This is a genomic window from Inquilinus sp. OTU3971, assembly GCF_038440215.1.
Window position 1 is genome coordinate 26,082 of sequence record NZ_JASATH010000071.1, and the last position, 9,078, is coordinate 35,159.

Annotated in this window: 10 protein-coding genes; 3 read left to right on the forward strand and 7 right to left on the reverse strand. The window is 71.3% G+C overall.

Annotated features, from left to right (window positions below; all coding sequences use genetic code 11):
* The 7 genes from AAHM41_RS18710 to AAHM41_RS18740 all read right to left on the reverse strand — a co-directional run bounded on the left by AAHM41_RS18710 (nt 1) and on the right by AAHM41_RS18740 (nt 6,047).
* Nucleotides 1-417 (reverse strand): RidA family protein, encoded by a 417-nt coding sequence (locus AAHM41_RS18710; protein ID WP_342238091.1) that lies wholly within the window; start codon nt 415-417, stop codon nt 1-3.
* Between the two features lie 2 nt (nt 418-419).
* Nucleotides 420-887: an acyl-CoA thioesterase gene (locus tag AAHM41_RS18715; protein ID WP_342238080.1), complete on the reverse strand. Its 468-nt coding sequence runs from the start codon at nt 885-887 to the stop codon at nt 420-422.
* Nucleotides 884-2,533, reverse strand: a complete 1,650-nt coding sequence (locus AAHM41_RS18720; protein WP_342238081.1) for a benzoate-CoA ligase family protein — start codon at nt 2,531-2,533, stop codon at nt 884-886. Before AAHM41_RS18720 ends, AAHM41_RS18715 begins: the two co-directional genes overlap by 4 nt.
* 25 nt (nt 2,534-2,558) lie before the next feature.
* Nucleotides 2,559-3,728: an acyl-CoA dehydrogenase family protein gene (locus tag AAHM41_RS18725; protein WP_342238082.1), complete on the reverse strand. Its 1,170-nt coding sequence runs from the start codon at nt 3,726-3,728 to the stop codon at nt 2,559-2,561.
* A 3-nt stretch (nt 3,729-3,731) separates the two neighbouring features.
* Nucleotides 3,732-4,562 (reverse strand): enoyl-CoA hydratase family protein, encoded by an 831-nt coding sequence (locus tag AAHM41_RS18730; RefSeq protein ID WP_342238083.1) that lies wholly within the window; start codon nt 4,560-4,562, stop codon nt 3,732-3,734.
* 7 nt (nt 4,563-4,569) lie between these two features.
* Entirely contained in the window at nt 4,570-5,343 is a 774-nt protein-coding gene (locus AAHM41_RS18735) for an SDR family NAD(P)-dependent oxidoreductase (RefSeq protein ID WP_342238084.1), read from the reverse strand.
* Nucleotides 5,344-5,405: 62 nt separating this feature from the next.
* Nucleotides 5,406-6,047, reverse strand: coding sequence for a TetR/AcrR family transcriptional regulator (locus tag AAHM41_RS18740; protein WP_342238085.1), 642 nt, complete (start codon nt 6,045-6,047; stop codon nt 5,406-5,408).
* Between the two features lie 93 nt (nt 6,048-6,140).
* Between AAHM41_RS18740 and AAHM41_RS18745 the strand changes: the two genes are divergently transcribed.
* The 3 genes from AAHM41_RS18745 to AAHM41_RS18755 form a co-directional block, all read left to right on the forward strand.
* The gene (locus AAHM41_RS18745) at nt 6,141-7,142 is read left to right on the forward strand and encodes an efflux RND transporter periplasmic adaptor subunit (protein ID WP_342238086.1); all 1,002 of its coding nucleotides are present in this window, start codon (nt 6,141-6,143) and stop codon (nt 7,140-7,142) included.
* A 3-nt stretch (nt 7,143-7,145) separates the two neighbouring features.
* A complete protein-coding gene (locus tag AAHM41_RS18750) occupies nt 7,146-8,393 on the forward strand; it encodes an ABC transporter permease (protein ID WP_342238087.1) in 1,248 nt (415 codons plus the stop codon).
* The coding region (locus AAHM41_RS18755; protein ID WP_342238088.1) for an ABC transporter ATP-binding protein at nt 8,390-9,078 on the forward strand (689 nt) is incomplete at its 3' end. The genes AAHM41_RS18750 and AAHM41_RS18755, both read left to right, overlap by 4 nt.

A 9,078-nucleotide genomic window follows, 5' to 3' on the forward strand; every position in this document is an offset into this window, starting at 1 on the left:
TCACTCCGGCAGCACGGCGGTGGCCTCGATCTCGACCAGCGCGTCGCGCTCCACCAGTTCGATCACCCGCATCACCGCCATGGCCGGGTAATGCGCGCCCATCACCTCGCGATAGGCACGGCCAAGGGGCTTCAGATTGGCGCGGTAGGCCTCCATGTCGGTGACATACCAGGTCAGCCGGGCGATGTGCTGCGGCCCGGCGCCGGCCGCGGCCAGCACCGCCAGGATGTTGCGCAGCGCCTGGGCGATCTGCCCGACCATCCCCTCGGCGAAGCGGCCCTCGGCATCCCAGCCGATCTGGCCGCCGACGAAGACCACCCGGCCGCGCCCCATCATGCCGTTGGCATAGCCCTTCGGCGCCGGCCAGCCTTCCGGCTGCAGCGTCACCAGGCCACCGGCAGCCGGCTGATCGATCATCGTCACGTCGCGCATCTCCGCTGATAGGAATCCACCGCGTCCCGGATGTCCGCCGGGATCGGGATCGACGCCGCCTCGTTGATATCGGTGGTCACCAGCACCAGCCGCCCGACCAGCGCCGGCTCGCCGCCGCGATGGCCGTGGAAGGCCAGGCCGATCGAGCTGCGGCCGACCCGCTCCACCAGCAGGGTCAGGCCCAGCACGTCGCCCAGCCGCGCCGGCGTCACGTAGTCGCATTCGGCCCGGACATAGCCGAGCCCGACCCGGCGGCGCTGGATGATGTCGGCATAGTCGAGGCCGAGCTCCGCCGCGAACCATTCCTCCACTGCGCCCTGCATCATGGTGAAGTACCGGGCGAAGAAGACGATGCCGGCGGTGTCGCAATGCTCGAACCGGATCGGCTGCCGGGCGGTGAAGGCGGCGGCCGGCAGGTCAGCGCTAGAGATCGGGACGCGGCGGGTGTCGTTCATGAGGCCTTCGCGGGGGCTGCGGGGACTTCGGTGGCCATGCGGCGCAGCTGGAAACGCTGCAGCTTGCCGGTCTCGGTGCGCGGCAGCCGCTCCAGGAACTCGATCGCCCGCGGGTATTTGTAGGGCGCGATCTCGGCCTTCACATGGTCCTGCAGCGCCTTGCGGGTCGCGGCGTCCGGCGCATGGCCGGGCTTCAGCACGACATAGGCCTTCACGATCTGGCCGCGGTCCGGGTCAGGCACGCCGACCACGCCGCATTCCTGCACCGCCGGATGGGTCAGCAGCGCGTTCTCCACCTCCGGCCCGGCGATGTTGTAGCCGGAGGAGACGATCATGTCGTCCGACCGCGCCTGGTACCAGAAGTAGCCGTCGGCGTCGCGGCGGTAGGTGTCGCCGGTCAGGTTCCAGCCGTCATGGACATAGGCGCGCTGGCGGTCGTCGGCGAGATAGCGGCAGCCGGTCGGCCCGCGCACCGCCAAGCGTCCGGCCTCGCCCGCCGGCAGCTCGTTGAAATCGTCGTCGACGATCTTCGCCTCGTAGCCCGGCACCACCGTGCCGGTCGATCCCGGCCGCACCGCGCCGGGGCGCGAGGCGATGAAGATATGCAGCATCTCGGTGGCACCGATGCCCTCGGTGATCTCGATGCCGGTGGCGTCGCGCCAAGCCTCGAAGGTGGCGGCGGGCAGCGCCTCGCCGGCCGAGACGCAGCGGCGCAGGCTGGTCAGGTCGCGCCCCGGCCGCTGCGCCAGCATGGCGCGGTAGGCGGTGGGGGCGGTGAAGCAGATGGTCGGGCGGAAGCGCTCGATGCCGTCCAAGAGCTCCGGCGGCGACGCGCGTTCCAGCAGCACGGTGGAGGCGCCGGCGCGCATCGGGAACAGCACCAGCCCGCCGAGCCCGAAGGTGAAGGCCAAAGGCGGGCTGCCGATGAAGCGGTCGGAGTCGTTCGGCTGCAGCACTTGGCGGGAATAGGCGTCGCAGATCGCCAGCAGGTCGCGATGGTTGTGCATCGTGCCCTTCGGCACCCCGGTGGTGCCGGAGGTGAAGCCGATCAGGCAGATGTCCTCGGCCGCCGTGTCGACCGCCGCGAAGCCGGCCGGCACCGTGTCCACGCGGGCCTCGAGGTCGGCCTCGGTCCCGCCGCCGAAGGTGAGGATGTGCTCGAGCACCGGGGCCTGGCCCCGCGCCGCCTCCAGGTCCGGCAGCAGCCGGACGTCGCAGATGGCGAGGCGCACCCGGGCCTTCTCGATCATGAAAGCCAGCTCCTTGGCGCGCAGCAGCGGCATGGTGGCGACCACCACCGCCCCGGCCTTCAGCGCCGCCAGGTAGCTGGCGACCATCATCGGGTTGTTGGCCGAGCGCAGCAGCACCCGGTCGCCCGGCACCAGGCCGAGATCCCGCACCAGCACTTGCGCGATCCGGTCGACCCGGTCGAGCAGCTCGGCATAGGACCATTCGACGCCCGGCGCGATCAGGCAGGGCCGGCCGCCATGCCCCTCGGCGATGTGGCGGTCCAAGAGCTCGGCGACGCAGTTCAACCGCACCGGATACTGCAGCACCGGCAGGGTGAAGCGGAACTCCGGCCATTGCTCCCGCGGCGGAAGGTTGTCGCGGGCGAAGCTGTCGACATGCGCGCTGTTCGTCTCCATCTCGCCTCTCCCGTTTCTTAGGCCGTCATTCCGTTTCCGCCAGCAGCTGGCGGGCGATGACGATCTTCTGGACCTCGGTGGCGCCCTCGTAGATGCGCAGGGCGCGGATCTCGCGATACAGCTCCTCGACCTTGACGCCGCGGGTGACGCCGAGGCCGCCGAACAGCTGCACCGCCCGGTCGATCACGCGCTGCGCCGCCTCGGTGGCGTGCATCTTGGCCATCGCCGCCTCGCGCGTGACCCGCACGGCGCCGTGGTCCTTGGCCCAGGCGGCGCGATAGACCAGCAGCGCGCTGGCGTCGATCTCGGTCGCCATCTCGGCCAGGGCCGCCTGGCTGAGCTGCAGGTCGCCGAGCACCCCGCCGAACATCTTGCGGCCGCGGGCCCGGCCCAGAGCCTCGTCCAGCGCCCGGCGGGCGAAGCCCAGCGCCGCGGCGCCGACGGTGGAGCGGAACACGTCCAGCGTCGCCATCGCCACCTTGAACCCCTCCCCCGCCCCGCCGATCCGGTCGGCGAGCGGCACCCGGCAGCCCTGGAAGCGCAGCGTCGACAGGGGGTGCGGCGCGATCACCTCGATCCGCTCCGCCACCATCAGGCCCGGTGCTGTGGCCGGCACCAGAAAAGCGGACAGGCCGCGGGCGCCCGGCGCCTCGCCGGTGCGGGCGAAGACGACATAGTGGTCGGCGATGCCGCCATTCGAGATGAAGGTCTTCTCGCCGTCGATCCGCACCGCATCCGGCCCGTCCGGCACCGCCGTGGTGCCGGTGGCGGCGACATCGGAGCCGGCCTCCGGCTCCGACAGGGCGAAGGCGGCGATGGCGCGGCCGTCGCGGACCGGCGGCAGGATCCGGTCCTTCAGCGCGTCGCTGCCGAACAGGGTGACCGGGCCGGTGCCCAGTCCCTGCATGGCGAAGGCGAAATCGGCCAGCCCGTCATGCCGGGCCAGGATCTCGCGGATCAGGCACAGGCTGCGGACGTCCAGCCGGTCGGATGCGCCGCCATGGCTGGCAGGGACGGCATGGCGCAGCCAGCCGGCCCGGCCCAAAGCCGCCACCAGCCGGCGGCAGGAGCCGTCGACGTCGTGATGGTCGACCAGCCGGGGCAAGGTGGCGCCTGCCCAGGCGTCGAGCTCCGCCGCCAAGGCGCGATGGCGGTCCTCGAAGAAGGGCCAGTCGAGGAAGCTGCGGTCGGGCATCGCCTAGTTCCCCTCGAAGACCGGCCGGGACTTGGCGGCGAAGGCCTCATAGGCGCGGCGGAAGTCGCGGGTCTGCATGCACACCGCCTGGGCCTGGGCCTCGGCCTCGATCGCCTGGTCGACGCCCATGTCCCATTCCTGGTGCAGCATCCGCTTGGTCATGGCATGGGCGAAGGTCGGGCCGTCGGCCAGCGACCGGGCCAGTGCCGTCGCCTCCGGCAGCAGCGCCTCGGGCTCGACCAGCCGGTTCAGGAAGCCCCAGCGCTCGGCCTCGACCCCTTCCATGCTGCGGCCGGTGTACAGCAGCTCCGACGCCCGGCCCTGGCCGATGATGCGGGGCAGGATGGCGCAGGCGCCCATGTCGCAGCCGGCCAGGCCGACCCGGGTGAACAGGAAGGCGGTGCGGCTGCGCGCCGTGCCGAGGCGCAGATCCGACGCCATGGCCAGGATCGCCCCGGCCCCGGCGCAGACGCCGTCGACCGCGGCCACGACCGGCTGCGGGCAGGCGCGCATCGCCTTGATCAGGTCGCCGGTCATGCGGGTGAACTCCAAGAGGCCGGCCATGTCGCGGTCGAGCAGCGGCGCGATGATCTCGAACACGTCGCCGCCGGAGCAGAAATTGCCGCCGGCCCCGGTCACCACCACCGTCTTCACGGCATCGTCGGCGGCGAGCGCCCGGAAGATGGCCACCAGCTCGGCATAGCTGTCGAAGGTCAGCGGGTTCTTCCGCTCGGGCCGGTTCAGGGTGACGGTCGCCACCTTGCCCTCGACCGACCACAGGACGTGCTGCGCCCGATAGGCGGAGAGCGGCGGGGCGATGGGGATCTGGGTCATTCCGGCCTCACATGACCTCGCCGCCGGCGACCGGCAGCGCGATGCCGTTGACGCTCGCCGCCTCCGGCCCGGCCAGCCAGGCGACGGCGGCCGCCACCTCCTCCGGCTGGATCAAGCGGCCCTGCGGGTTGCCGCGGATCAGCTCGGCCCGGATCTCGTCCGGGCTGCGGCCGGTCTTGCCTTCGATCCGGGCGACCGCGACCTGCACCAGCTCGGTGTCGGTGTAGCCGGGGCAGACGGCGTTGACGGTGACGCCCTTGGTCGCAAACTCGCGGGCCAGCGCCCGGCTCAGGCCGATGACGCCGTGCTTGGCGGCGCAATAGGCGGCGACATAGGGGAAGCCGGTCAGCCCGGCGATGCTGGCGATGCTGATCACCCGGCCCCAGCCGCGCTCGGCCATGCCCGGAAGCACCAGTCGCGTGGCCTCGTAGACCGCGCCGAGGTTGAGGCCGATCATCCGGTCCCACAGCGCCCGGTCGGTGCGGGCGAAGGGCGCGCTTTCCGCCGCCCCGGCATTGTTGACCAGAATGTCGACCGGGCCGTGCTCGGAGGTGAGCCGGGCCATGGCCGCTTCCAGTTGCTCCGGCTGGGTGACGTCGGCGATGGCATAGGCGCCTGCCTTGCCGGCGGCGACGGTCTCAGCCAGGCGGGATTCGGTCCGGCCCAGCACCGTGACCGTTGCGCCGCGCGTCGTCAGCGCCGCCGCGACCGCGGCGCCGATCCCACTGCCGCCGCCGGTGACCAGGGCGTGGCGCCCTCCCAGGGATGAAGCTGCGGTCATGCCAGTCCCTCCTGCGAGATACTTTAAGCTTGAAACATCTCGCAAGCAAGGACCTGTCGGCGCTATCCCCCTGCCGGCTCCGTCAGCCCAAGCTGCTGCAGCAGCCGGGCGAGGTAGGCGCGCAGATCCTCGGCAGTCGGCGGCGCCGGGTCGATCAGCAGGCGGTGCAGCATGGCGCCGCCCATCATGTCCTGCAGCATGGCGGTGTCGGCCGAGGCCGGCAGCTCACCCCGCGCCTTCGCCTGGTCCAGCATCACCCCGAAGGCCTCGCGCCGCGGCCGCAGATAGGTCTCCCAGTAGATCGCCATCAGCCGCGGGTGGCTCTGCACCGAGCCGATCAGGCGGGCCAGCAGCTTGCGGTTCTCGTCGCTCGCCATCAGCTCGGCCCCCGTCTCCATCATCAGGCGCAGCGTCGGGCCGAGCGGCATCTCGGCGAAATCGCGGAAATCGGTGACGCCCATGTCGCGCTCGGCATTCTCGCGCACTCGGCCCATCGCCTGGGCCAGCAGCTCCTCCTTGGACGACCAGCGGCGGTAGATCGTGGTCTTGCCGACCCCGGCCCGCCTGGCGATGCGCTCGATGCTGGCGCCCTCGACGCCATGGTCCAGGAACAGCGCCAGCGCCGCCTTCAGGATCGCCTCCTCCGCCGCCCGGCTGCGCGGCCGCCCCGGCGCCCGCTTTCCCCCGATTTCCGCTGTCGTCACATCGCGCCCTCCGATCCTGTTCCGGAATCATATATCGAAACGATACTGTATCGTATATATATTCTCGCCGACTCGCCGCTTCCGGAGCCGCAGGTGAAGACCATCCGCATCCTGTCCGCCGTCCTGGTGCTGGTGCTGATCGCCGGCGCTGCGTTCTGGCTGTTCGGCCGCCCCGCGACGGTCGCGACCGTCGCGCCCAGGCGCGGCGAGGCGGCGCAGATCGTCTACGCCACCGGCGTGATCGAGCCGCGAGTCTGGGCCAAGGTGACGCCGCTGATCCAGGAGCGGATCACGGCGCTGTGCGACTGCGAGGGCGAGCCGGTCGAGCCCGGCGCGGAGCTGGCCCGGCTGGACAGCCGCGAGGCCGAAGCGACTTTGGCCGAGCTGAAGGCGCGGCAGAAGCTGGCGGCGGCCGAGCACGACCGGCAGATGGTCCTGGCCGGCCGCGCCGTCGCCAGCGTCCAGGCGCTGGACCAGGCGCGCAGCGAGCTGTCGCGGCTGGATGCGATGATCGCCGGCCAGACCGCGAAGCTGGAGAACTACGTCCTGCGCGCGCCGATGCGCGGCCTGGTGCTGCGCAAGGATGGCGAGGTCGGCGAGATCGTCGACCCCGGCACCATCCTGTTCTGGGTCGGCGAGCCGAAGCCGCTCTGGGTCATCGCCGACGTCAATGAGGAGGATATCCCCCTGGTCGCGGTCGGGCAGACCGCGCTGCTGCGCGCCGACGCCTTTCCCGGCCAGGCGCTGCCGGCCACGGTCGACAGCATCACGCCGAAGGGCGACCCGGTGGCCAAGACCTACCGCGTGCGCCTGGCCCTGCCGGACGACACGCCGGTGCGGATCGGCATGACGGTCGACGTCAACATCGTCAACCGCACCGTGCCGAACGCCCTCCTGGTCCCGACCGAGGCGGTGAACGGCGACGCCGTCTTCGTGGTCGACGCCGACAGCCGGGCCCGGCGCCGGACGATCGCGGCCGGCATCCGCGGCATCCGCGACATCGAGGTGCAATCTGGCTTGGCCGAGGGCGACCGCGTGATCACCCCCTTCCCCGAGGCGCTGGCCGACGGCGCCCGGGTGGCGCCGGAGGGCTGAGCCATGCGGCTGCTGCTCGACCTCGCCGTCACCCACATCATCGGCCGCGGCCGGCAGACGCTGGTCGCGATCCTGGGCACCGCCCTGGGCGTCGGCTTTTCGATCGCCATGGCGGCGCTGATGCAGGGCGGCGAGGACGACTTCGTGGCCCAGCTGATCGACACCATGCCGCATGTCCAGATCACCGACGAGCGGCGGACTGCGGCGCGCCAGCCGGCGGAGGACGAATTCGACGCGGTCGCGATCGCCGGCCTGCGGCCCCGGGACGACCGGCGCGGCATCCTGAACCCGACCGCGGCGGTGGCGGCGCTGAGCGCCTGGATCCCGGGAAAGATGTCCAAGAGCCTGAAGACCCAGGCCGTGATCCGCTATGCCGGCCAGGACATCGGCATCAGCATCTTCGGCGTCGAGCCGCGGCAGGAGGCGCGCATCTCCTCGATCGCGCAGGATTTCCGCCAGGGCAGCTTCGATTCCCTGATCGCCGGCGGCAACAACATCGTGGTCGGGGACAGCCTGGCGAAGCGGCTGGGCGCCGATCTCGGCACCACCGTCACCCTGGTCTCCGCCACCGGCCAGAGCCGCGCGGTCAAGATCGTCGGCCTGTTCCACACCGGCGTCACCGCCCGCGACGAGGGTGAGGGGTATGTCCTCTTGAAGATCGCGCAGATCCTGAGCGAGCGCCCCAACGCCATCAACGAGATCCGGCTGAAGCTGGACGACCCGGCCGCGGCGCCGGCGGTGGCCAAGCGGGCCGAAGCGCTGATCGGCTACAAGGCGGTGGCCTGGCAGGAGGCGAACGAATCCCTGCTGGAGGCCTTCGTCATCCGCAACATCATCATGTACACGGTGGTCGGCGCCATCCTGCTGGTGGCCGGCTTCGGCATCTTCAACATCGTCTCGACCATCACCCATGAGAAGGCGCGCGATATCGCCATCCTGAAGTCGCTCGGCTTCGAGGCGCGGGATATGCGCCGGCTGTTCCTGCTGGAGGGGCTGACGCTCGGCCTCGCCGGATCGCTGGTCGGCTGGCTTCTCGGCTTCGCCCTGTGCTTCGGCCTGTCGCAGGTGGAACTGCACATCTCCGGCGGCACGGTGGGGCGCGAGATCACCAAGCTGCCGCTGACCTGGAGCCCCTGGCACTATCTGATCGCCGCCGGCTTCGCCCTGGCCGCCGCCGGCATCGCCGGCTACCTGCCGGCGCGCCAGGCGGCGAAGCTGAACCCGGTCGACATCATCCGGGGGGCGACATGAGCGCGCTCATCGAGGCCGAGGGCCTGACCCGAGTGCTGCCGGAGACGGTGCCGGTGACGCTGGTCAAGGACGTGTCGCTGGCGATCGGCGAGCGCGAGCTGGTCGCCGTGACCGGCCCTTCCGGCTCCGGCAAGTCCTCGCTGCTCTACCTGCTCGGCCTGCTCGACCGCCAGACCGGCGGGACCTTGAGCATCGCCGGGCAGGATTCGGCGGCGCTGAACGAGCGCGGCCGGGCCCGGCTGCGGCTGGAGTCGATCGGCTTCGTCTTCCAGTTCCACTTCCTGCTGCCGGAGTTCACGGCGCGGGAGAATGTCGAGATCCCGATGCGCAAGCTGGGCCGCCTCGGCGCCCGGGAGATGCGCGAGCGGGCGGATGCGCTGCTCGACGCGCTCGGCCTCGCCGACCATCGCGGCAAGCGGCCGGACCAACTGTCCGGCGGCCAGCGCCAGCGCGTGGCGGTGGCGCGATCGCTGGCCAACGACCCGCCGCTGCTGCTGGCCGACGAGCCGACCGGCAGCCTCGATTCCCACAGCTCGGAGCAGGTCTTCGCCATCCTCTCGGCGCTGGTGCATGAGCGCGGCAAGACCGTGGTGGCGGTGACCCATGACGTCGACCTGGCGGCCCGGATGGACCGGCGGATCCATCTGGTCGATGGCGCCGTCACCAGCGATGAGCGGAATGGCGG

Coding starts and splice junctions, on each gene's coding strand:
- AAHM41_RS18715 (WP_342238080.1), bottom strand. CDS start 887: ATGAACGACACCCGCCGCGTCCCGATCTCTAGCGCTGACCTGCCGGCC.
- AAHM41_RS18735 (WP_342238084.1), bottom strand. CDS start 5,343: ATGACCGCAGCTTCATCCCTGGGAGGGCGCCACGCCCTGGTCACCGGC.
- AAHM41_RS18730 (WP_342238083.1), bottom strand. CDS start 4,562: ATGACCCAGATCCCCATCGCCCCGCCGCTCTCCGCCTATCGGGCGCAG.
- AAHM41_RS18725 (WP_342238082.1), bottom strand. CDS start 3,728: ATGCCCGACCGCAGCTTCCTCGACTGGCCCTTCTTCGAGGACCGCCAT.
- AAHM41_RS18720 (WP_342238081.1), bottom strand. CDS start 2,533: ATGGAGACGAACAGCGCGCATGTCGACAGCTTCGCCCGCGACAACCTT.
- AAHM41_RS18750 (WP_342238087.1), top strand. CDS start 7,146: ATGCGGCTGCTGCTCGACCTCGCCGTCACCCACATCATCGGCCGCGGC.
- AAHM41_RS18710 (WP_342238091.1), bottom strand. CDS start 417: ATGATCGATCAGCCGGCTGCCGGTGGCCTGGTGACGCTGCAGCCGGAA.